Annotated in this window: 22 protein-coding genes and 4 pseudogenes; 19 read left to right on the top strand and 7 right to left on the bottom strand. The window is 40.8% G+C overall.

Going from position 1 to position 23,718, the window contains the following annotated elements:
- The first annotated feature begins 18 nt into the window (after positions 1 to 18).
- From J2S20_RS01810 to ilvD, 4 genes are read left to right on the top strand one after another with little or no spacing between them, the layout of a single operon-like run.
- Complete coding sequence (locus J2S20_RS01810; protein ID WP_307252419.1) at positions 19 to 1,116, top strand: TRAP transporter substrate-binding protein; 1,098 nt, start codon at positions 19 to 21, stop codon at positions 1,114 to 1,116.
- A 33-nt stretch (positions 1,117 to 1,149) separates the two neighbouring features.
- Complete coding sequence (locus tag J2S20_RS01815; protein WP_307252421.1) at positions 1,150 to 1,662, top strand: TRAP transporter small permease; 513 nt, start codon at positions 1,150 to 1,152, stop codon at positions 1,660 to 1,662.
- Positions 1,663 to 1,700: 38 nt separating this feature from the next.
- A complete protein-coding gene (locus J2S20_RS01820; RefSeq protein ID WP_307252423.1) occupies positions 1,701 to 2,999 on the top strand; it encodes a TRAP transporter large permease in 1,299 nt (432 codons plus the stop codon).
- 18 nt (positions 3,000 to 3,017) lie between these two features.
- Positions 3,018 to 4,676 carry a dihydroxy-acid dehydratase gene (gene ilvD, locus J2S20_RS01825; RefSeq protein ID WP_307252425.1) on the top strand — a complete coding sequence of 553 codons (1,659 nt, stop codon included), beginning with the start codon at positions 3,018 to 3,020 and terminating at the stop codon, positions 4,674 to 4,676.
- 71 nt (positions 4,677 to 4,747) lie between these two features.
- Here ilvD and J2S20_RS01830 read toward each other — a convergent pair whose 3' ends face one another.
- The 7 genes and pseudogenes from J2S20_RS01830 to J2S20_RS01860 all read right to left on the bottom strand — a co-directional run bounded on the left by J2S20_RS01830 (position 4,748) and on the right by J2S20_RS01860 (position 10,993).
- Entirely contained in the window at positions 4,748 to 6,229 is a 1,482-nt protein-coding gene (locus tag J2S20_RS01830; protein ID WP_307252427.1) for an IS3 family transposase, read from the bottom strand.
- 178 nt (positions 6,230 to 6,407) lie between these two features.
- Positions 6,408 to 7,448 carry a Fic family protein gene (locus J2S20_RS01835; RefSeq protein ID WP_307252429.1) on the bottom strand — a complete coding sequence of 347 codons (1,041 nt, stop codon included), beginning with the start codon at positions 7,446 to 7,448 and terminating at the stop codon, positions 6,408 to 6,410.
- Positions 7,449 to 7,682: 234 nt separating this feature from the next.
- Positions 7,683 to 8,180 carry a DUF4366 domain-containing protein gene (locus tag J2S20_RS01840; RefSeq protein WP_307252431.1) on the bottom strand — a complete coding sequence of 166 codons (498 nt, stop codon included), beginning with the start codon at positions 8,178 to 8,180 and terminating at the stop codon, positions 7,683 to 7,685.
- A pseudogene (locus J2S20_RS01845) lies at positions 8,150 to 9,070 on the bottom strand (ParB/RepB/Spo0J family partition protein); the annotation flags it as partial. The pseudogene J2S20_RS01845 and the gene J2S20_RS01840, both read right to left, overlap by 31 nt.
- Positions 9,027 to 9,857: a ParA family protein gene (locus tag J2S20_RS01850; RefSeq protein ID WP_307252433.1), complete on the bottom strand. Its 831-nt coding sequence runs from the start codon at positions 9,855 to 9,857 to the stop codon at positions 9,027 to 9,029. The gene J2S20_RS01850 and the pseudogene J2S20_RS01845, both read right to left, overlap by 44 nt.
- A 6-nt stretch (positions 9,858 to 9,863) precedes the next feature.
- Positions 9,864 to 10,793 (bottom strand): DUF6017 domain-containing protein, encoded by a 930-nt coding sequence (locus J2S20_RS01855; protein ID WP_307252435.1) that lies wholly within the window; start codon positions 10,791 to 10,793, stop codon positions 9,864 to 9,866.
- Positions 10,790 to 10,993 (bottom strand): hypothetical protein, encoded by a 204-nt coding sequence (locus J2S20_RS01860; protein WP_307252437.1) that lies wholly within the window; start codon positions 10,991 to 10,993, stop codon positions 10,790 to 10,792. Before J2S20_RS01860 ends, J2S20_RS01855 begins: the two co-directional genes overlap by 4 nt.
- Positions 10,994 to 11,845: 852 nt before the next feature.
- On the opposite strand from J2S20_RS01860, the gene J2S20_RS01865 reads away from it, so the two are divergent.
- The 15 genes and pseudogenes from J2S20_RS01865 to J2S20_RS01935 form a co-directional block, all read left to right on the top strand.
- Positions 11,846 to 12,043, top strand: a complete 198-nt coding sequence (locus tag J2S20_RS01865; protein ID WP_307252439.1) for a helix-turn-helix domain-containing protein — start codon at positions 11,846 to 11,848, stop codon at positions 12,041 to 12,043.
- A 73-nt stretch (positions 12,044 to 12,116) separates the two neighbouring features.
- Positions 12,117 to 12,869 carry a DUF5720 family protein gene (locus tag J2S20_RS12295; protein ID WP_465223528.1) on the top strand — a complete coding sequence of 251 codons (753 nt, stop codon included), beginning with the start codon at positions 12,117 to 12,119 and terminating at the stop codon, positions 12,867 to 12,869.
- Positions 12,809 to 13,705, top strand: a complete 897-nt coding sequence (locus J2S20_RS01875) for a DUF6017 domain-containing protein (RefSeq protein ID WP_307252441.1) — start codon at positions 12,809 to 12,811, stop codon at positions 13,703 to 13,705. Before J2S20_RS12295 ends, J2S20_RS01875 begins: the two co-directional genes overlap by 61 nt.
- Positions 13,706 to 14,197, top strand: a complete 492-nt coding sequence (locus J2S20_RS01880) for a PcfB family protein (RefSeq protein WP_307252443.1) — start codon at positions 13,706 to 13,708, stop codon at positions 14,195 to 14,197.
- Positions 14,194 to 14,721: pseudogene (locus tag J2S20_RS01885) on the top strand (type IV secretory system conjugative DNA transfer family protein); the annotation flags it as partial. The gene J2S20_RS01880 and the pseudogene J2S20_RS01885, both read left to right, overlap by 4 nt.
- A gap of 45 nt (positions 14,722 to 14,766) precedes the next feature.
- Positions 14,767 to 16,437 carry a recombinase family protein gene (locus tag J2S20_RS01890; protein WP_094225736.1) on the top strand — a complete coding sequence of 557 codons (1,671 nt, stop codon included), beginning with the start codon at positions 14,767 to 14,769 and terminating at the stop codon, positions 16,435 to 16,437.
- 47 nt (positions 16,438 to 16,484) lie between these two features.
- Positions 16,485 to 17,963, top strand: coding sequence for an Lsa family ABC-F type ribosomal protection protein (locus J2S20_RS01895; RefSeq protein WP_019118576.1), 1,479 nt, complete (start codon positions 16,485 to 16,487; stop codon positions 17,961 to 17,963).
- A 110-nt stretch (positions 17,964 to 18,073) separates the two neighbouring features.
- On the top strand, positions 18,074 to 18,394 hold the full coding sequence (locus tag J2S20_RS01900) for a DUF3847 domain-containing protein (RefSeq protein WP_019118575.1): 321 nt from the start codon (positions 18,074 to 18,076) through the stop codon (positions 18,392 to 18,394).
- Positions 18,395 to 18,635: 241 nt separating this feature from the next.
- Positions 18,636 to 20,096 carry a MobQ family relaxase gene (gene mobQ, locus J2S20_RS01905; RefSeq protein ID WP_019118574.1) on the top strand — a complete coding sequence of 487 codons (1,461 nt, stop codon included), beginning with the start codon at positions 18,636 to 18,638 and terminating at the stop codon, positions 20,094 to 20,096.
- Positions 20,097 to 20,157: 61 nt separating this feature from the next.
- Complete coding sequence (locus J2S20_RS01910) at positions 20,158 to 20,577, top strand: nuclear transport factor 2 family protein (protein WP_307252451.1); 420 nt, start codon at positions 20,158 to 20,160, stop codon at positions 20,575 to 20,577.
- A gap of 11 nt (positions 20,578 to 20,588) precedes the next feature.
- The gene (locus J2S20_RS01915) at positions 20,589 to 20,972 is read left to right on the top strand and encodes an ATP-binding cassette domain-containing protein (protein WP_307252452.1); all 384 of its coding nucleotides are present in this window, start codon (positions 20,589 to 20,591) and stop codon (positions 20,970 to 20,972) included.
- A gap of 27 nt (positions 20,973 to 20,999) precedes the next feature.
- Positions 21,000 to 21,521 carry a VanZ family protein gene (locus J2S20_RS01920; RefSeq protein WP_004812176.1) on the top strand — a complete coding sequence of 174 codons (522 nt, stop codon included), beginning with the start codon at positions 21,000 to 21,002 and terminating at the stop codon, positions 21,519 to 21,521.
- Positions 21,522 to 21,703: 182 nt separating this feature from the next.
- Positions 21,704 to 22,151 (top strand): annotated as a pseudogene (locus tag J2S20_RS01925) (hypothetical protein); the annotation flags it as partial.
- Positions 22,152 to 22,259: 108 nt separating this feature from the next.
- Positions 22,260 to 22,424 carry a transposon-encoded TnpW family protein gene (locus J2S20_RS01930; RefSeq protein WP_019118571.1) on the top strand — a complete coding sequence of 55 codons (165 nt, stop codon included), beginning with the start codon at positions 22,260 to 22,262 and terminating at the stop codon, positions 22,422 to 22,424.
- 41 nt (positions 22,425 to 22,465) lie between these two features.
- A pseudogene (locus J2S20_RS01935) lies at positions 22,466 to 23,713 on the top strand (VirD4-like conjugal transfer protein, CD1115 family); the annotation flags it as partial.
- Positions 23,714 to 23,718 lie beyond the last annotated feature (5 nt).

A 23,718-nucleotide genomic window follows, 5' to 3' on the forward strand; every position in this document is an offset into this window, starting at 1 on the left:
TTTTAGGAGGATGGCAAGATGAAAAAAATGTTAGCAGCTGCTCTGGTAGCATCTATGGTTATGGGAATTACAGCTTGTGGTGGCTCATCAAAACCGGCAGAAACAAAGGCACCTGAAAGTGCAAAAGAAACAGAGGCAGCAGAGGGAACAAAGGAAGGAGCAACAGAAGCAGCTGCAGCTGATGAAAAGAAGACCGGTTCTGAGATGACTTGGAAGCTGGCTACTGACGCAGCAAAAGATTATCCTACAACAAAGGCTCTGATCAAGTTTGCAGATGAGGTTTACGAGAAGAGTAACGGACGTATTGCGGTAGATGTTTATGAGTCTTCTATTCTGGGCGATGAGGTTTCTTATATGGAGCAGCTTCAGGCAGGCACTGTTGATGTAGCTAAGTTATCTATTGGTACATTAAGTGGACTGTATGAAGATACACAGATATTCTTACTTCCATTCCTGTTTAAGAACAACACAGAAATGTGGAAAGTTCTGGAGGGCGATGTTGGTACTACTATTAAGAATGGTCTGAATGATTATAGTATTCAGGGAATCGGTTTCACAGACTGTGGAAGCCGCTGCTTCTATACTACAACAGAAGTAAAGACAATTGATGATTTTAAGGGATTACCAATCCGTGTACAGAACAATCAGTTAATGAACTCCATGGTCAGCAACTTAGGTGCTAACCCTGTAAACGTAGCTGCAAACGAAGTATACAGCGCACTGCAGACCGGTGTATGTAAGGGCGGTGAGAACAATCCTAACATCATTCTTTCTGACAGTTTATATGAAGTTGCTCCTTATATTCTGCTGGATAACCATACAACTACCATGGATGTGATCTGTATGAACCTGGATCTGTGGGAGTCCTTAAGCGATGAAGACAAGGCAATTGTAGACGAAGCAATGGCAGATGCAACTGCATATGACAGGGAAATCTGGGATGCTTCTATTGATGCGTCTCTTCAGACATTAAAAGACAAAGGTGCAACTATTGTAGAACCAGATGATGCAACCTTAGATTCCTTTAGAGATGCTATGGCTCCTATTTATGAAGAATACTCTACAAAATATGCAACACTGTTAGATGCGATTAATACAACATTAGAAAAAAAATAAGCTAGTTTGATAATTTTAAAGAGAGTATAGGCGATGAAAGAAAAAATTGAAAATGCGATCGGGCTTGTATATACCGTTGTAGAAGCGCTCTGCCGACTGGTTCTGATATTTATGGTATGTACAGTAACAGCGCAGGTAATCAGCCGTGCTATTGGAGGTAATATCAAGTGGTGCGAGGAGGTCATGCTGATCCTTCTCGACACCATGATGTTCTTACTGCTTCCAGTGGGCATAAAGGATGATCTACATATTCGTATTGAAGTGTTTGCGAAATATTTCCCAAGGAAGGTAAAGGTATTTCTCCTTTATTTCAGCAATGTAGTGCTATTAGTAGTATCTCTTTGCATGATCCGTTATGGATTTTTTCTGATGGAAAAGACAAATTCTAAATTTACGATCACAGGTCTTCCAAGAAGATATCTGTATCTGGTCACAGTTATCAGTGGAATTCTGTGCCTGGTCATGGTTATTGCAAAGTTATTTGGTATGTTCCATACGAAATCCACAGACAATTTCCTGGAATCAAAAAGCGAGCTTGAAAATTAACAATGGTAAAGTGATGATAGAAAAGAGGGATTAACACTATGGATACAAATACAATAGCCATGATCATACTCTTTGCAACATTTATGATTTTTATGGTTTTGCGTGTATCTGTAACATTCAGTATGCTGGGTGCATGTGTTCTGACCGCCCTTTACCTGGGACCGAAATATGTATCTTCGGTATTCCTACGTTTGGGTGACGGTGTACAGTCATTCTCATTTTTAGCAATTCCGTTCTTTATTTTTGCCGGTGACATTATGGCAGAAGGCGGTATTTCGGACCGATTGGTAGAAGTGGCTAACGTTATGGTAGGTCGATTCCGTGGCGGTCTTGCTTATGTAAACGTAATTGCGTCAACCTTTTTTGGTGGAATTTCCGGTTCACCTACAGCGGATGTATCTTCCTTAGGACCAATCGAGATCGGTATGATGACAAAAAGTGGTTATGACAAAGACTTCTCTGTTGCAACTACAGTAGCAACTGCTACACAGGCTCTGATTATTCCTCCAAGCCACAATATGATCATTTATGGTATGGCTGCAGGAGGGCTTTCTACTGGAAAACTGTTCCTGGCAGGTATTGGACCTGGACTTATGTTATGTGCTGCAATGTGTATCTTGGTAGCACGTATTACCAGAAAAAGAGGTTATCCAAGAGGGCCTAAGTATACGGTCCGTGAATCTTTAAAAATCGTCAGCGATGGTTTTCTGGGAGTTATGACTATTGTCATTATTCTTTTAGGTGTTTGTACCGGTTTATTTACAACTACAGAGAGTGCTGCGATTGCATGTGTATACGCTTTATTTGTTACCTTATTTATTTATAAGAGTATTAAAGTAAAAGATATCTGGAGAATTGCAAAAAAATCGTTGGGAACGCTGGCTATGATTTTAAGCATTATTGCAGCAGCAAACGCATTCTGCTATCTGATGAGCCTAATGCAGGTTCCAGCAAAAATCACACAGATGTTATTAACCGTTTCTGATAACAAGTACGTAGTTCTGATCCTGATCAACATCCTGCTGTTAGTTTTAGGTTGCTTCATGGACGTTGCTCCACTGATCTTGATTGTGACTCCGATTCTTCTGCCTGTGGTAAAAGCACTGGGAATGGATCCAATCCATTTTGGTATCGTTATTATGATGAACCTGGCAGTTGGCTCTTTGACACCGCCGGTAGGAACTACCCTGTTTGCAGGCTGTGCAGTAGGTGATATACCGATTGAAAAAGCTACAAAAGCCCTGATTCCATACTATGTAGTTATGGTAGTTGTTTTGCTGTTAGTTACCTACGTCCCTGCATTTTCTATGACACTTCCGAATCTGTTAATGCACTGATAAAGCAAAGGAAAAGGTATGATAAGAGAGTGGAATGAAGAATCTTTAGATCATCGAAATGCATTGCTCTATGCAATGGGAATTTCAGAAGAAGATGCAAAGAGACCAGTGATCGGCCTGGTAAATTCATGGAATGAAATGAATCCAGGACATTTTCCTTTTGATAAGACGGTCATCCAAGAAATGAAGGATGAGATTTATAAAGCTGGGGGACTTGCTCTCGAACTTCCGGTTACAGGTATCTGTGACGGTATCTGCTCTAATACACCGGGAGACAGGTATACTCTTCCTGCAAGAGATCTTGTTTCCAGTGAAGTAGAGATGGTTGCAGAACTGAATATGTTAGAAGGAATGGTCATTATGGCTACCTGCGATAAGGTAGTGCCTGGTATGCTGATGGGAGCGTTCAGGGTGAACATTCCAACGACAATGCTTACCGGCGGTTATATGGCAGCAGGCTATTATGAGAACCGTATGCTGACATTAACTCACACAAAGCAGGCTTATGCAGCTTATATGGAAGGCGACATGAGCAGAGAAGAATACAAAGCCATTGTCCGTCATGCATGTCCAACTCCGGGAGCGTGTCCTTTTATGGGAACTGCCAATACCATGTGTGCCATGGCGGAAATCTTGGGATTTTCTCCACATGGAAATGCATCTGTAAGAAGTCAGAGTGAGAAATGGCATCAAATGGCAAGAGAAGCAGCTAGAAAAGTAGTGGAAGCGGTGAAGGAAGAGAAACGTCCAAGTGATTTTGTGACTCAGAAGAGTCTGGAAAACGTAGTCCGCTATATGATGGCAACCGGTGGTTCCACCAACAGCTTGTTGCACATTCCGGCACTGGCAAGACAGATGGGATTTGATATTACTCCTGAAACATTCGATGCCATCAGTCGTGAAGTACCGCTGATCAGTACCATTTATCCAAATCATCCAGTATATACCATGGAAGAATTTGACCGTGCAGGTGGGCTTGGCGCTGTTGTAAAAGAAATGGTAAAGGCTGGAAAGATTGATGCAGATGCAGATGGTATGTTTGGGACCATTAGGCAGAAAGCAGAACTGGCTGAAAATATGGATACAGATGTAATCCATTCGGTTGCGGAGCCGATTAGTGAACAAGGCGGTCTGGCTGTCCTGCATGGAAATATCGGCACAGACAGTGCTATTGTAAAGTTCAGCGCAGTGGCAGAATCCGCGTGGATTTTTGATGGTCCTGCTAAATGTTATGACTCACAGGATGATGCATGGCATGCGATTCTGAAAGATGAAATAAAAGCCGGGGATGTAGTTATTATCCGCTATGAGGGACCCAAAGGAAGCCCTGGCATGCCTCATATGGAAACATTTATGGCAGCTGTCTTAGGCAAGGGGATGGGAGAAAAACTGGCTCTTGTATCAGACGGAAGATTTTCAGGTGCTACCGGTGGTTTGGCTATCGGACATGTAAGCCCGGAAGCTTATGAGGGTGGAAATTTGGCGCTGATTCAGGATGGAGATATGATCCATATTGATATCCGTGCCAGAAAACTGATGGTAAATGTAAGCGAGGAAGAATTTGAACAACGCAGAAAAGATTGGAAACCGATGGAGAAGCTTGCCACGGGTTGGTTAAAGTTGTACAAGAATAACTGCACTTCTGCTCACAGAGGCGCAACCATTTACTGGGATTAATGTTAATAAGTATAATGTCTGATAAATAAAAACGGGAGCGAGAGGGGGGTGCGGACATTTTCTTGGACTGCCTAAACAGCAATTCCAAGACTACGCCTGTACTCCAAAGGACTCATGTTACCAAGTGTTCCTTTGATTCGCTTTTCATTATACCAAACGAGGTAATTATGTAAAATGTCCATGAATTCCGGCAGGGTGACCCCTTCCCATTTCCGGTTATAAAACATTTCGTTCTTTAGTCTGCCAAACAGTCCCTCACAGGCTGAGTTATCAGGTGAACATCCTTTCTTTGACATGGAGCGTTCAAGACCAGCTCTGTTCATGCGACGGATCCACCCCGGCCAGCGATAATGGCAGCCTCGATCACTGTGGATCAGAGGATGCTCTTCCTTGGATAAAGTAGTAATCGCTTGATCCAACATTTCGTTGACCAAAGCTGCATTCGGCGCTGTACCTATGGTCCAGGCAGGAAGCATACCGTCAAAACAATCAACAACAGGAGAAAGATATACTTTCCCGGCAGGGATTGCGAATTCAGTGATATCTGTCAGCCACTTTTGATTCGGATATTCTGCATGAAAATTCCGCTGTATAAGATTTGGTACTTCAGGAGATATTTCTCCTTTATAGGAACTGTATTTTTGATGCTGTTTTATTCTAGGGAACAGTCCTATCTCCCGCATCCGCTGACGCACGATCTTTTCAGAAACCGTGATTCCATTCTTTTTAAGTACAGCATAAATACGCCTGTAGCCATAGCAAGCTCTGTTATCATAATAGATCGTGCTGATCTGATCCCGTAATCCCTGATATTTATCGATAGAATTAAGACGGTTCTCCTGATAGTAATAGCTGCTTTTGGCCATTTCCAGCTTTCCTAAGAGTATTGGCAGCGTATATCGGTCTTTCAAGGCGTCAGCGATTGCTGCCTTCTCCTTGTTCTTCAAGGGAACTTTGCTGACGCCTGGGTCTTTTTTTAAGACTTTGATCGTCTCCTTCAATATGTCTATCTCAAGCTGCATTTCGAACATTTGCTGCTTGAGTGCATCAATATCACTCGTTGAAGAAGGTACGCCTTTGCTCAATATACCTCTTGGATCATCTTTAGAATTCATTAGTCTTACGGGTTCTCCAGATTGGTGTTTTCGTCGCCAAGTATAAATGGAAGCACGACTATATCCTGTTTCTTCTGAGACCAATTGTACATTTTCCCCTTCAATAAAGCAGCGGCGAAGGATATCGAGCTTTGTTTCAAGTGATGGATGGAGAGGGTGATCTGGTGAGTTGTTGACTCTTCTTCGTTCAGCTTTCTTCTTAGGGGTAGCATTCCTCTCCCTTAACCATAAATATAAGCCCTGGCGACTCTCTGGATACCCCAATATTTGAATGACTTTTGTGATGGAATGGCACTTATCATACAATGCCAAGGCTTTTTCTCGTTGTTCTTTTGAATACATTTCCTGCTCCTTTCGGAGCCCTAAGAGTCCAGCTTTTTGTCCGCACCCCCCTAGGAAGTAGCCATCCGAGGGCTTTTCAGCCAAAACTAATTTCATTTGCATCTGCTCCTTTCGCAAAAAATAAGCAGCCACACACCGTAGTGCATGACTGCTATGTAAAAAGTTCAGAAAGGATTTTTGCAACCTGACACAATTTTCTGTTTTATAATCTCCGTCATTGTAAAAATATCTACCTCATCTGTATATGAAATGATGTAGATAAATAATTTATGACTTAGATTTTTACATATCCTGTAGCCGGACCTGAACCGACCTTCGCAATGTACTCACTCTTAACTAAATCTGCCAGAGTGCGTTCCACCGTGGTTTTGCTTATATCAGGGTGAGCATCCATAATTTCTTTCTTTGTGATTTTACCAACTTTCTGATCAATCATCGCTTTAATTCTTTCGGGCTTAGAAAGAGTGCGATTCTTTAAATGTCCTACACGGCTTTCAAATTCATTATATGCCTTCAGCGTAATACCAAGGTAATATTTGAGGAAAGGCTCATAGCTGTTCTCATTTTCATGCCATCCTGTCGAACTTGCCTGCAATGCTTCATAGTAAGTTTCCTTTGTTTTTTCAATCAACATTTCCATGCTGACATATTTTCCTACAATATATCCTGCCTTATAATACAAAAGAAGCGACAGTAAACGGCTCATGCGTCCATTTCCGTCATTGAAAGGGTGGATACAGAGGAAATCCAGAATAAACATAGGTATCAAAAGTAATCTATCAATTTTATCAGTATTCCATGCTTCTAAAAACTGTCTGCACAATTCATCCATAGCTTCCGCAGTCTGAAAGGCAGGAACCGGAATAAACCTTGCTTTCTGGTGACCTTCTGCATCTGTTTCTGCAATTACATTATCAGCATTTTTATATTCTCCACCGTAACCGGCGTAGGAATACAAATCACGATGAAGCTGCAAGATAATATTAGGTCTGGGCACAATATACTCATAGCTTTCGTGGATTGTAGAAAGCACCTCTCGGTAACCTGAGATTTCCTGCTCAGATCGGTTTCTTGGTTCTGCCTTTTGGCTGACCAATTCTTCCAATCTCTTATCTGTTGTATAAATACCCTCAATACGGTTAGAAGCACCTGTACTTTGAGTCAAAGCGACTTCAAGAAGGGTTTTCAATTCATCAATATTAGCTTCCAAAAATAGCTCTTGCTTACCTTTGTGCTCATGAATTTTTCCAATCATCTGCACAATTTCAGGAGTAAGCAACTTTTCTGGCTCTTTTATATAATCAAAAGCTCTCATGTTATCTACCTCATTTCAGAATTATCTGCATCATTTTACTCTAAAATGACAGAGATTTCAATAGGATGAGGCAGATAAATTTTCCAGTCACTATGGCTGAAATAATAGTATGCACACCTACCACACAGAATATTCAAGAGGTTGCTTTCAAAAACACAAAATATTTTAATTTTTGAAAGCAGATACTATGTAAAGGCAACCCGAAGGTTGCCCCAGGCATCAAGCCTATCCTGTTTACACAGGTTCATTATCATCTTCGTCAACGGAGCTATCTGCATCATCGTCCTCAAACTCCGGATCGTACCCATAGTCCTCGTCATCGTCCACATAATCAGCATCTGGATCAGGCTTTGCCGCTTCCTGTTCCTTCTTCTTTTCCTTGACTTTCTTAAATACGAAGAATCCACCGCCACAGGCAAGCACAATCAGAGTAAGAATCGCCGGGAACATATTCGTGGATTTCGGCTTTTCCTCCGGTGCCGGTTCTGTAATTTCAGGAACTGTTTCAACTACTTCCGGCTTTGTTTCCTCAACCGGCTTGGTGAACTCTGCAACTTCCTCCTCGTCCATCAGCTTGAGCAGATCGGCTTCATCCACCTGATTCAGAAAATGCACGGTTTCCTCGCCCTTATCATCACGGTCAATGATGATATAGAAGTAGTTTCCGTTTTTGGTAACGGCAGTAATGAATTGCTTTCCGCTTCCATAGATTTTTCTCTTTTTTTCTGCCATTGCTCCAAAAGCTGAATGATTTTATCCTCCATCTGCTTGTTGGTATAGGACTTCGGGAAGTATTTTCGCAACGAATCCGTTTTGAAGGTTACTCTGTCCAGCTCTCCCTTCTTGATTTCATTCATAATCTCGCACATTGCATCCAGCGTACACTCGCCCTCCTGTGCGAGTTTTTTAATTCGCTGTGCTTGCGAAAGGGAAGGAGCTGCTTGTGCATAATCCATTGCGGAAAGAAAATCCTGCTGTTCTTCACTTGCCAGATAGGAAAGCTCCACCGCAGGATTGAATTTGATCTGACCCGTATCCACCATATCCAACAGTTCAGGGATAAGTTCGCTCAGACGGATATACCTTTGAACCTGCACACGGCTATCGCCACTTTGCTCAGCAACCTGATTCATCGCCCACGACTTCTGCCCAAGTTGGGCAGAAGTTAAATCTGTCCGTTCGCCCTGATGTTTCATCGCATCCAACTTCATCTTATAGGCAAATGCTCTTTCGCTCAGAAGAATGGTTTCTCTCTGCAAATTTGCATCGACCATCAGAATAATGGCTGCATCATCGTCCAGGTCACGAACAATCGCAGGCATGGTTTCCTTACCCGCAAGCTCCGATGCCCGGTGCCGCCTGTGACCAGAAACGATTTCATAACCACCGTCGGGGTCAGGACGGACAATCGCAGGAGTGAGAACACCAAAATCCCGGACACTCTCCGCCGTTTTCATCATTTCCTCATCGTCTACCACTCGGAACGGATGTCCCTCAAAGGGGTGTAACTCAGAAAGCGGGATTTCCTGCACTCGCTCCTGCTGAGATTCGACTCTGGATTGCTCGGTCGAGAAAATATCATCGTACCCCTTCAAGCTGATGTTTGCGCCTTTTCTCTGCATTGTTTAACACCTCCTTCGTCAAAACTCGGTAGGCATCCGCCACTTTTCCTTTCGGATCATGCTGAAAGATACTGTGTCCTTCGGCACTGATTTCCTCTGCACGGACAGAACGGGGAATATCTGTCTTGTAGACTTTCAGCTTTCCACCGTAGCTCTCCCGAATCAGATTGCTGATGTCTTTGGAATAGTTGGTTCGGTTGTCTACCATCGTCAGAAGAATCCCTTCAATCCTCAGTTTTGGGTTGATCTGCCGTTTCACTTTGTTGACGGTTTCAAGCAGCTGTTCCAAACCCTTTGCAGGAAGATACGCCGCCTGAACCGGTATCAGCACATTGTCGGCAGCTGCCAACGCATTGACGGTCAGCATACCCAAAGACGGCGGCATACAGTCCAGAAGAATGTAATCATAGTTCTGTTTGACCGTATCCAGGTACTGACGAAGAATGGTTTCTCGGCTCATGGCATTTACCAAAGAGACCTCCAGACCAGACAGTTCAATGTTTGCTGGCATCAAATCAACGCCCTCCGGATGATGAAGAATCCCTTCACCGGGAGCGATGGGTTTCTCCATCATAATCTTTCCCATCAAATCGGAAAGTGTCGGAGACAGGTCATCCGGGTATGGATTACCAAGACTGACCGTTAGGGAAGCCTGGGGATCGGTGTCTACCAGAAGTACCTTTTTTCCTTCAAGAGCCAAGCCAACGCCCAGATTCTCGGTGGTGGTGGTCTTTCCGGTTCCTCCTTTCTGATTGACCACCGCAATGATGGTTGCTTTTTTCGACATTTTTCGTCACTCTCCTTCCTCTCTCTTCATTTTCAATTTCTTAAATCCTCCTTCCAAATATCCGTGTGACATATCGTGCCGAACAAGGGCATCGTAGTAGGTGTCTATTGTCGTCGGCGCATTGTATACCGTAGTCAGCATATACTGACGGATATTTCTTATCTTTGTAGTGTTCTCTTTGAAGCAGTCCATAACATATCGAATGTGTTCGACATTCAGTTTCATAAACCGACTACGAACAATTTCTGCCGGACGCTCCTCTGCACCAATGCGAATCATCGGTCGCTTTGTGCAAACCGTTTCAACGATCAACTCCAGAATGTTATCAAGCATTTCAGAATCGTAAGGGTAATCCTTCTTCAACAAATCTATACTGAGCTGATCCGAGAAATAATCAAAGTATTCTTGATAGCGGTCATTCTCGTCCATCATTCCACCATTTCCGGAAGGAAAGATAGAATCAGTATCACTAAATTCAGTATTATTTTTATCAGTATTATTACATTGTGATTTTGGGAGTTCTTGAGTTGTGATTTCCATTGTTCCAGAATTGTGATTTTCACAATTCAAGAGTTGTGAATCCACAGCAGAGATAAAGTTCTTCACATAGATCAGGTTGGGTTTTCCCAGACCCTGGCGCTTGCGTTCAATCAATCCTGCTTTCTTCTCAAGTTCACTGAGCAGCTTGATAGCCTTTTGTTCAGCACAGTTCAGAGCCATCTTCGCTTCGTCGATTGTAAAAATGATATACACTCGACCATTTTTATCTATCCAACCATTCTTGGCGGACAGGCTCATGCGGTCAAGCAAAATCCCATACAGCATCTTGGCATCGGCAGAAATATTCCAGAACCTCTCGTTCGTGAACAACACTTTCGGAACTCGATAGAATGTGAACAGATCGGATTGCTGACCGTAAAAATAATCAAAACTCACACGGCTTCACCACCTTCTTTCTGCGGAAAACTTTCTGTTGTCAGCGGAATGCTGCGGAAAGTCGTATCCGTCTTTTCGTAAGGACATCGGGCAAAATAGCAGAAGCGGCTTTCCTGTTCATACGCATCCATATCAACGAAGCCCCACTTCACGCATAACCTTCTTCGTACACCAACCAATGCACGGGTGATCTCGCCCATAAGGACAGCCATCACATTCCGATTTGGGTTTCGGTGGCAAAGAGATTAAGTAGTAGCAATTATTTCTACCCAGACGGCAACCCTTTCTACCATTCGTCCAGTAGTAGCAGTAATGGCAATCGCTCGGCTTGTCTGCGGCATAAACAGGCTTGCTCAATTAAAACACCTTCAATCTCTTGTATTTGCCCATGGTTGTGGGCATAAAAAAAGAGCGCCTATCCATCCCCGATGCGGGGCAAATAGACGCTCTATGTACATAACGATATTCAATTTTATCTGCTATAACTGCATGATACTCAAAACAGCCGCCTTTTTTGATTAGCTGGATTTTTGGCACGATTTTGGGGCTGATTAGCTGGAAGGACATTTTCATTAGCAAGAACAGCCCGTTTTCTGCTAAAAATTAGCTGGCAATTTTGTCTTATAACAACCGTTCGATTTTGGAGGGGTTATCAAAAATCAAATTTTGGAGTAGAATTTTATCTCATGCAGTGAAAGAGCTTTTTCGTACCTTTTCATATAAGAAAAGCCGAAAACCCTTGAAAACAAAGGCTTTCGGCGTTGTTAGCTGGCGTCCATAAGAGGATTTGAACCTCCGACCCCACGCTTAGGAGTATGGCTTACCATGTGATACACGGTTCGGATGTAACTTCCAATATAATCCCTTACGCAGAATGACTTGTAGTAAACGAACTTTATGGTGCAAAACACCTATTCTGACGCAGTTTTATGTGTCCGTTGGGTGGTCCTATTAGCAAATTCTTAGCAAGAGGACACCCAGCCAAAGCCGATTACTACTGCCATTCTCCACTCCCTTAGTCAAAATGACAAGGCAAATACATGGAGGTTACTATGGACAAGAAAGAGAAAAAGTCACTGCCGGAACCGCGCACATACACCGTGGAACAGATTGCGGCCATGCTCAACATTGGCCGCACAACCGCATATCGGCTCGTCAAGCAGGAGGAGTTCAGGATCGTCCGCATAGGCAATGCGATCCGCGTCTCCAAGAAATCTTTTGACGAGTGGCTGGAAAGTTTGGAATTGTGAATATCGCAAGAAACGCCGTAGGCTCAAAAAACCTATGGCGTTTTTTTATACTCATTTTTGAAGGAGGCTGGCAATGAAACTGACAGAAGCAGAAATGAGGATGGTGTTTCAGATTGAAAGTACCAATCAGAACGCTGCCCTGAATGAGATTTACATGACATGGTGCTATGCGCCGAACCCGGCAACGAAAGAAACGGCGGAAGGCCTTCTGGACAAGCTCCGCCCACTGTCGGATCAGGAGTGTATGGATTTGATCCGCAAGGTGCAGGCCGAATACCATCTGCCGGAGAAAGCCCACACCATCGGGGAAATGCTGGCAGAAGCCAGACAACGATCCGGGGCGCAGAAATTATCCGGCCATGACATTATGGCTTTGGAGCGTTTCGACCCGGCGACCAGACACATGATCGTCTTTGATGTTCTTACCCATGACTCGCCTGTTGGCTGGAAGGGTGAGAAAATGCGCCTGTTCCTGACTGACGCCGGATACAGCAAGGCTTTGGAAAATCAGGAAAAGGGACACATCAAAATCCGTAACCATGCGAAGGTGCTTTCCGGCGATCTCCACTATGACCATAAAGGCCGTGAGAGGGAGCCGCCCCCAAAATGTATCAAAATCAGCGGAAAATCTTCTGTTTCCTCCTCCGTGGCTTGCGTTCTGAACAGGGCGTGGATGTTTTCCCATGCGGGAGAAAACGGAGGCATACAGACGGGTAAACCGCTCAAAATCAACACTTTTTATTTTCACAGGAAGGAGGTGCGAAGATGGCTGTTTTTCGTATTGAAAAGACCCGTGATTATACGGTCATGTCGAACCATCACTTGAAAGATCGGACGCTGACCCTGAAATCCAAGGGGCTGCTGTCCATGATGTTGTCGCTCCCTGACGAGTGGAATTACACCACCAGAGGTCTTGCGGCGATCTGCCGGGAAGGTGTGGACAGCATCGGTGCGGCGTTGAAGGAGCTGGAAGCCCACGGGTATATCCGGCGCACCCAGCTTCGGGATGAAAAAGGCAAGATCACGGATACCGAGTATGTCATTTACGAAATGCCTCAGTGCGAGCCGCCGTCAAGCCCAGGTACGCCTTTACCGGGTACGGCAAAGCCATATACGGAAAACCCGGATATGGGTATCCCGGATACGGCGGAACCGTGTACGGAAAACCCCGCACAATTAAATACTAATCAAACAAAGACTGATTTATCAAGTACGGAACTATCAAATCCTATCCAATCAAATCCCCCTACCCCCGCAGGGGCAAGGATGGGAACGGATCGGATGGAAGCCAGAGAATGTTATCGTGAAGTGATCTTGGACAACATCGAGTACAGCTATCTGGTGCAGGACAGCCATATCGACCGTGAGCAGCTTGACGAGATCGTTGACCTGATCGTGGACACCGTATGTTCTGCCCGCAAAGTCATCCGCATTGCCGGAGATGATTATCCGGCGGAGGTGGTAAAGTCCCGGTTTATGAAGCTGGACAGTTCCCATGTTCAGTATGTTATGGACTGCATGAAGGACAACACCACCTATGTCCGCAATATCAAGAAATACCTTCTGGCGGCGCTGTATAACGCCCCGACCACCATCAACAGCTACTATTCTTCCCTGGTGCAGCACGATATGTACGGGGACGGGCAAAGGGGGCGAGGCTAAATGCAGGAGGAAGTAACGCAGGGCGCCGTGACGCTCATTGTTGACGGAGCCAAGCTAAGTGAGCAGGTCTTTGAAAAGGCCGTCAAAAAGTTCCTGGAGGAAATTCAGAAAAGCCAGAAGCCAAAAATCTACCGCGGCAGGCAGAGCCTTAAACAGCTTACCAGCCAAAACGCCGGTCTTGCCAATATCGAGATCAGTGACAAGAATATCAAGGCTTTCTCCCGTGTGGCGAAGAAATACCATGTGGATTTTGCCTTGAAGAAAGACACCGCCGCAGAGCAGCCCCGTTACCTGGTCTTTTTCAAAAGCCGGGACGCGGATGCCATCACAGCGGCATTTCAGGAGTTTGCCAGCCGCAAAATGAGCCGTGAGGAAAAGCCCTCCATCCGGGAACGGCTGACCCAGGCGAAGGAACGGGCGGCAGAGAAAGCGGAACACCGCACCATTGACCGGGAGAAAGTAAAGGTCAAAGATCGGAGCGTGCAGAGATGAACATGAAAAAACTGTTTTTGCTGAACCTTCCGTATCTTCTGTTCGTGTATCCCTTCGATAAGCTGGCACAGGCTTTCCGGCTTGCGCCCGGTTCTGACCTCTCCGGCAAGCTGCTTTCCATCGGGGACGGTTTCACGGCAGCACTTTCCTCCCCGTGGCTCAGTTTCCAGCCAACGGACCTGCTGATCGGCATAACCGGTGCGGTGGTCCTTCGCATGGCGGTCTACCTGAAAGGCAAGAACGCTAAGAAGTACCGTCACGGAATCGAGTATGGTTCTGCCCGCTGGGGTACGGCGGCAGATATCGCTCCCTACATGGACAAGGACTTTTTCCAGAACATCCCCATGACACAGACGGAGCGGATCACAATGGCGAGCCGTCCAAAACAGCCGAAGTATGCCAGAAACAAAAACATTCTGGTGATCGGCGGCTCCGGCAGCGGCAAGACGCGGTTCTTCTGTAAGCCGTCACTGCTGCAAGCCCATTCGTCCTATGTCTGCACCGATCCGAAAGGATTAACCTTATAAGGACAGAGAAAATAATAAAAACTTGGAAAGGAGGTAATTCTCATGTCAAATATGAAAAGAACAGGACAAACAGCCCTTTATGAGCGTTTAAGTCGTGATGATGAAATGCAAGGAGAGAGCAATTCCATCACCAATCAAAAGCAGCTACTTGAAAGCTATGCCAAAAGAAACGGCTTTGTAAATATTTATCACTATACAGACGATGGAGTAAGCGGAACAACCTTTGATAGAGAGGGATTTCAAAAGATGATAAAAGCAGTAGAAGAAAACAAAGTATCTACTGTGATAGTAAAAGATATGAGTAGGTTTGGCAGAGATTACCTCAAAGTAGGCTTTTACACCGAAATACTGTTCAAAGAAAAGGGAGTAAGGTTTATTGCTATCAATAACGGAATAGACAGTGAGAAACAAGCAGAAAGCGACTTTACCCCATTTCTAAACATTATGAACGAATGGTACGCAAGAGATACATCAAGAAAAATACAATCTATCTTCAGAGCAAGAATGGAAGAGGGTAAAAGAGTATCCCCAAGTGTGCCATACGGCTATTTTAGAAACCCTAAGAACAAACAGGAGCTACTTGTCGATAAAGAGAGTGCAAAGGTCGTAAAACGCATTTACCATCTTGTAATAGAGGGATATGGAGTAACACAGATAGCAGATATACTAACCAAAGATAAAGTCCTTATCCCATCAGCCTATGCAGAAATACATTACCCTGAAAATAACCATAGCTCCAAGAAAAGAGGAATAGAAGACCCGTATTTTTGGACACCGACCACAGTAGGCTATATCTTAGAAAAAAGAGAATATATGGGACACACTGTACTTGGTAAAACAATATGCCTTGATTACAAAACTAAGAAACGCAGAAAGGCAAAAGAAGAGGAACTCATTATCTTCAAAAACACCCATGAAGCTATCATTGACGAAGAAACATGGAATAATGCTCAAAGGCTAAGAAAGACAGTAAGAAGAAGTCCGAAGTACGGTACAACATCAAATCCACTTACAGGACTTTTAATCTGTGCAGATTGTGGAGGAAAATTAAGTTACAGAGAGCCGGCAGAACATAAAGAAAAGAAATATGATAGTGATTACTCTTTTGTATGTCAACATTACAGACACAGAAAAGGCAGTTGCAGTATGCACTACATTAAAGTAAAAACAGTGAATGAAATTCTCTTAAAATCAATAAAGGAAATAACAGATTTTGCAAAAGAAGAAAAGCAAGAATTTCTAAAAGTGATGAACAAGTTATCCGACGAAAAAAGAGAAGAAAAGTATCAAGAGGATAAAGAGAAATTAGAAAAACTGTCCTCAAGAAATGGAGAATTGACAACACTTATTACAAAGCTGTATGAAGACCACGCACTTGGGAAAATTCCTGTAAAACACTTTGATAGATTATTTAATATATATGATACGGAGCAACAAGACTTAGAAAAACAAATACAGTATTTTGAGCAAGAAATAGAAAGCTACCATCAGAGAAAAGTTGATACCGATAAATTCCTAAAGATGATAGAGAAGTATACAGACATTGAGGAACTTACAGTACCGATGATAAATGAATATATAGAAAAAGTAGTAGTCCATGAAGCAACAGGGGGAAGAAAAGGAAAAGACAGAAAACAACAAGTTGATGTTTACTTTAACTTTATAGGCAACTGTCAAGTACCACAGAAAGCTGATATAGAAAAAATGGCTTAAAAATGGTATAATATTAAACAAAATAGGATTGTGAGGGGGGTGTTTTTATGTCGGCAATTAAAATTGAAAACCTCACTTTCTCATATTATGGATATGTAAAACCTATATTTGAAAATGTATCGTTTTCCTTTGATACAAACTGGAAAATAGGATTGATAGGAAGAAATGGAATTGGTAAATCAACTCTATTTAAGTTACTTTTAAATCAAGAAACTTATCAAGGTAAAATAAGCAAGGATGTTGAATTTATTAAATTTCCACCAGATATAATTGATACTTCAAAATTAGGAATTGAGTTATATAAAGAACTAATATCAGATGAGGAAGAATGGAAATTATTTAGAGAACTTAATTTGCTAAATGTAGATGAGAACCTTGTTTACAGAGAGTTTGAAACGCTTTCTAAAGGAGAACAAACAAAAATCCTTTTAGCTATTTTGTTTACAAGAGAAGATGGCTTTTTACTTATTGATGAACCAACAAACCATTTAGATATGGACGGAAGAAAAATTGTAAGTGAATATCTGAAAAGTAAAAAAGGATTTTTGCTTATATCTCATGATAGAGATTTTTTAGATGGTTGTATCAATCATGTTATTTCTATTAACAGGAATTCTATTGATGTCCAATCGGGAAATTTTACATCATGGTATGAAAACAAAGTGATGAAAGACCAATTTGAAATTAGTCAAAATGAGAGATTAAGAAAAGATATTAAACGATTAAAAGAGGCTGCAAGACAAAGTCAAATTTGGTCTGATAAAATTGAAAATACTAAAAATGGTGTGAAAGTATCAGGTGTAAAACCAGACAAAGGACATATAGGTCATCAATCAGCCAAGATGATGAAAAAATCTAAGAATTTGGAGAATAGACAAAACAAGGCAATAGAAGAAAAACAGAGTTTACTAAAAGATATTGAAACAAAGGAAAGTTTATTATTGCATCCATTACATCATCATAAAAATCCTCTAATATCGGTTAGCAATTTATCATCATGCTATGGAGAGAGACAGATATTAAGCAATGTAAGTTTCGAGATAAAACAAGGCGATATAGTGGCTATATATGGTCAAAATGGTAGTGGAAAATCAACCTTGATTAAAATTTTATTAGAGTTACATCATGAGTATATTGGTGAAATAAAATCGGCAAGTAATTTAAAAATATCGTATATTCCTCAAGATACATCTAATTTAACAGGTAGCCTAAATGAGTATATTCATAAGCAAGGTGTTGATGAAACATTGTGCAAAACAATTCTTAGGAAATTAGATTTTGTAAGAGAATTATTTGAAATGGATATGAAGAACTATAGCGATGGACAAAAAAAGAAAGTTTTAATTGCTGTAAGTTTATCAAAGCCAGCTCATATATTTGTTTGGGACGAACCACTGAATTATATAGATGTAATATCAAGAATACAGATTGAGGAAATTATAAAAGAAGCAAAGCCTACACTCATATTTGTAGAACACGATAAGCGATTTGTAGAGGATATAGCCAATAAAATCATACAATTATAAATGAAATAAACACTCAAAGTTTAGAAAAAGACTAACTCAGAAACAGTAAATCAAAAAAATGGTTTACTGTTTTTTTATTGCTCAAAATTAAAAAGAAAGGAACACAGAAAATGAAAAACATAGATGAAAAAATCTTAATGGCAGAAGAAGAAATTAAGCAGTTACAAAACAAAAGAAAAAAGCTCATCAGTCAACAGAAACAAGAAGAAAGAAAAAAGAGAGATAAAAGAATATATGAAAAAGGAGCAGTCTTTGAAAGTATCTTTACAGAAAGCAAGGATTTCACCAAAGATGAATTTTATCAGTTAATCACATTCCCAAATATCAAAGAAGCAGTCAATCAAAAAATCTTAAAAATCATAGAGCAAAGAGAACAGATGGAAGTAGAAAATACAGGAAAAGAAGATGAAGAAACGGACATCGAAGAATAGTCCCTTGTTTACAAGGGCGCACTTATACACCCTAAAGGGTGTGTGCGTTCTCCGAAGGCTCTTAGCAGAGGGCATATCAGCTAACGCTGATACAGGGGAGCTACACTCCCCTACGGAAATAAATTTCCTACCCCGTGTGTACTTCCAAAAAGAAATCGGATAAAAAACTATCCGATTTTTTTAGGAAGTCTTATCCATCGCCACATAAAAGTATCAGAAAAACGAAAGGGGGTTTTTAGCTATGGCGATATATCATCTCAGTATAAAGATTATTTCAAGAGGCAAAGGGAAAAGTGCAGTTGCGGCAGCTTCCTATCGCAGTGGCGAAAAGATAAAAAATGAATATGATGGCATAGTCCACGACTTTACAAGGAAAGGCGGAATAGCCCATACCGAAATTTTATTGCCACGAAATGCACCACAGGAATTTGTAAGTCGTTCTGTCTTGTGGAACAGTGTTGAGAAAATAGAAAAAAGTAAAAACTCACAGCTTGCAAGAGAAATCGAAATTGCCTTACCCAAAGAACTGAGTAGAGAAAAACAGATAGAGCTTGTAAGGAAATATGTAAAAGAAAATTTTGTGAAAGTCGGTATGTGTGCCGATGTTGCTTTGCACGATAAAAATGACGGAAACCCACACGCACATATCTTACTTACCATGCGACCGTTAAACGAAGATAAAACATGGGGAGCAAAATCAAAAAAAGAATATATCCTTGATAAAAACGGAGAAAAGATAAAACTCAAAAACGGCAATTACAAAACAAGAAAAATCAATACAACCGATTGGAATGAGCAAGAAAAAGCGGAAGAGTGGCGAAAAGCATGGGCAGACATTACAAATAAATATCTTGAAGAAAACAGCATACAGGAAAAAGTAGACCATCGTTCCTATCAAAGACAAGGAATAGAGCAAATACCGACCACTCATTTAGGAGTATCAGCAACACAAATGGAGAAGAAAGGCATAGCTACAGACAGAGGAAATATTAACCGAGAAATCAAACATCAAAATGCGATTTTAAGAGAAATTTCAAGAAGAATAAAAGCCTTGTTAAATTGGATAAGAGGAATTGGAAAAGAAGAAACAGCAGAAACAGAAAACATAAAATCCACCATCCCACCAAAAGAAAATCTACTATCCATTTTTGAAAATCTTATCAATCAAAACGCAGATAGCAATAATGCAGACTTAGAGAAATATATTGAGAGTTATCAGCTTCTTAAAGATAAAAACATCACTTCCATATCTGAACTGAAAGAAAGCATAGTTACTTTAAGAGATAAGAATTACAAGACCACAAAAGCTATCAAAGACACTGAAAAAAGAATTGATGATAAAACACAGCTTATCGACCAAGCCGAGAAATATTTGAAACATAAAGATATCTACAAAGCCTATACCAAATTAAAGAAAAGCAAACAGGAAGATTTTTATAATGAGCATACTGCAGAGATTATTCTATTTGAGAGTGCCAAGAAATATCTGAAAGAGCATTTAGGTGAAAGTAAGACCTTAAATATATCCAAGTGGAAATCAGAGGCTAGCACTTTGAAGAAAGAGAAAAAGAGCCTATACAATCAAATATTAGAAATACGAGAGGAAGTTAAACAAGCTGAAAGTGTTAGAAGCTGTATAGAGAAATTACTACAAGAAAACAGAGGACTAACACAGGTAAAGAGGAACGAGTTAGACCTATAAAATTGAGTGAAAAAATGGTATAATATTAAATAAGTATTTGATTTTGGAGGTGTTTAAATTCATGGATGAAAGAGAGAAAATCATTCGTTTATGGTTTGATATGTGGCTTACACAAAAAAACTTAGGAATAGATGATATTTTTTCAGATGATGTGATTTATATTGAGAGTTGGTGTCCTAAGTATGAAAATCGGCAAACAGTAAAGCACTGGTTTAATGAGTGGAATACAAGAGGAAAAGTTCTTGCGTGGGATATAAAGCAATTTTTTCATAAGGATAATCAAACTATTGTAGAATGGCACTTCAAAAATAAAATGAATGAGGGGAAAGTTGAAGAATTTGACGGTATCTCTTTGATTGTTTGGACAGCCGATAATAAGATAAAAGCATTGAAAGAGTTTGGTTGTAATTGTAACAACTACAATCCTTACAAAGAGAGTGAAACACCATTATTTAGAGATGAAAAAGCAAATTGGTTTTAGGAGATAGAATATTGATAGAAAGTAGACCTGAGTTTGACAAAATTACATCGTTTGATGAGTTTAATAAATACTATTGGTATCGTGAAGAACTTTCAGGCGGACAATGGCAAAAAATTGCAATAGCACGAACTATGTATAGAAAATCAAGTCTATTGTTATTTGATGAGCCAAGCTCGTCATTAGACATAATTTCTGAAAAAATCATATTTGATAATATTTTAAATAATTTGAATGATAAGATTATTATATATATCACCCATAGGATAAGATGTGCGATGAATTCTGATAGAATTATTGTGATGGATAATGGAAAAATAGTAGGTGATGGGAGTCACGATGATTTAATTGAAAACTGTAATAGATATAAGTTAATGTATAATAAGGAATTTAAGTGACTTTAATAGATTGAAGGGGAATTAATTATGAAATTGAAAAATCAATATATTTCAGTTGGGATGAAAGTGCTAACTGTATACTATATAATTTGGTTAATCTTTATTGTAGTATTTAAAATGACATTTTCAATCAATAATTTATTGATTGAGCGACAAATAAATTTACTACCATTTTATTATGACAATACAGTTAATATTAAAGTTATTTTTGATGAGATGGTATCAAATATACTCATTTTTTTACCTTTGGGAATTATGATTAGATCTATTTTATTTCGTAAAAACAATTTAAAAAGTATTCTTTTTGTATTTTTCTTTAGTTTAGCTATAGAGTTTTTACAGTACGCATTGTCAATTGGAGTATTTGATATAACTGATATAATTAATAATACATTAGGTGGTGTATTGGGCGTGGGAATATATAATTTAGCTTTAAAAAAATTTAAATCTAAGTTTAAAGTAGATAAATTTATTTTTTGGATAGCTTTTATTAGTGCTATTTTTATAAGTTTAGTATTAATTGTTTTTTTAAAATATAATGGTATTTAAAATTTTGATATTAACTAAATTATTAGTATCAAAATTTTTTGTATAACGGGCAAGTTCCAATACTGGGGTGAAAGTTCCTAAATAGCGTAGTTGTCGACGAATTTCATAGCGATCCTGAAATTTCACATGGAGATATGTGGAAGAGAGGAACGACATGACTTGACGAACAGGAATATGATATTAAGGTTGGTTTGATTAAAAAGTCATCAATAAAAAATGAAAAGAAACAAGTAGAAACTATTACCATTACTTGAATGCGGGTTCTCCTTTAACACACATTTCAGAGAGTATTTCTCAATTTTAACAGATGTTTCGCCATTTAAATTTACTGCTGATATGGCTACTGCTTGGAGAAAAGTAAAAAGAGAAAATGATTTGAGTTTTACAATTCAAGATATGCTAAAAGTTTATTATGGAAAATCAAATTATGCGAAGTATGATAATTCAGTTTGTCAATGGAACCAATTTTTAAAGGATTTCTGTGCAGACAAAAATAGTTGCAAATATTCGAACAAATTAAAAGTAGCCTCTATTCTTTGGAAAGAAGTCAGAAATTCAAAAAATGAAAAAATTTATTCAAAGAATCTTTCGACTGAATATGCAGATAAGATAAAAGAGTATTGCAGGTAGGATATTTTTAGCTTGCTAAACTAACAAGTCAATAAAAGCTAACACGAAGGCAGTAAATCAAAAAAGGTTTACTGTTTTTTATTTGCCTAAAAATGGAAAGGAGGATACATGGAAGAAGAAAAAAGAAAAATACAAGTACCACCACATAAACAGTTGATCATGGATATTGGAAAGACAAAATATACTGTAAACCTACATTTTAAGCAAGGTACAGGGGAAACATACAAGGATAAAATACTAAAGCTAATCAAGAGAGAAACAGAGAAGATATAAATTTGTCAAAGAAATTTTGTTTATGTCCTTGACAAATCTTTCCAAAAGGGACCTTGCTGCCGGAGATCGGCACTTTCCTGGAACGGAAGAAATACCGTATCAAGTGCCTCAACCTGATAAACTTCCGAAAATCCATGAAATACAACCCGTTGGCCTACATTCGGTCAGAGAAGGATATCTTAAAGCTGGTGAACGCCCTGATTATGAACACGAAGGGCGAAGGCGAAAAATCTTCCGAAGATTTCTGGGTCAAAGCGGAACGCCTCTATTATTCCGCACTGATCGGCTACATCTGGTACGAGGCCACGGAGGAAGAAAAGAACTTCATCACACTTCTGAACCTTATCAATGCCAGTGAAGCCAGAGAAGATGACGAGACTTATCAAAGCCCGGTGGACCTACTCTTTTCTCAACTGGAGGAACGGGAGCCGGACCACTTCGCCGTCAAGCAGTACCGCAAATTCAAAATGGCGGCGGGCAAGACACTCAAAAGTATCTTGATTTCCTGCGGTGCCCGGCTTGCTCCCTTCGACATCAAGGAGCTGCGGGACCTGATGGAATATGACGAACTGGAACTGGATACCCTGGGCGACCAAAAGACGGCGCTGTTTGTAATCCTTTCGGATACGGACAGCACTTTCAATTTCGTGGCTGCCCTCATGTATAGTCAGCTTTTCAATCTGCTCTGCGACAAGGCGGATGACTTCTACGGTGGGCGGCTGCCCGTCCATGTCCGTCTGATCTTGGACGAGTTTGCCAACATCGGCCAGATACCGAACTTCGATAAGCTAATTGCTACCATCCGAAGCCGTGAGATATCGGCTTCTATTATTTTGCAGTCGCAGAGTCAGTTAAAGACCATCTACAAGGACGCGGCAGATACCATCGTCGGAAACTGTGACAGCACCTTGTTTTTGGGAGGCAAGGAGAAATCCACGCTCAAGGAAATTTCGGAGCTGCTGGGAAAAGAGACCATTGATCTCTATAACCAGTCTGAAAACCGGGGCAGCCAGGTTTCCCACGGCCTCAGTTATCAGAAATTAGGAAAGGAGTTGATGACCCAGGACGAATTGGCAGTGATGGACGGCGGCAAGTGTATCTTCATGCTGCGAGGCGTGCGCCCGTTCCTTTCGGACAAGTACGACCTCATCCGACACCCGAATTACAGATACACGGCCGACGCCGACCCTAAAAATGTCTTTGACATGGAACGGTACATGAAGAAGCAGCGTGCCGTGGTAAAACCCACGGACACCTTCGATGTGTACGAAATTGACGCAACAACTTAACCCAA

The organism is Moryella indoligenes, from assembly GCF_030812885.1.
Taxonomy (GTDB): Bacteria; Bacillota; Clostridia; order Lachnospirales; family Lachnospiraceae; genus Moryella; species Moryella indoligenes.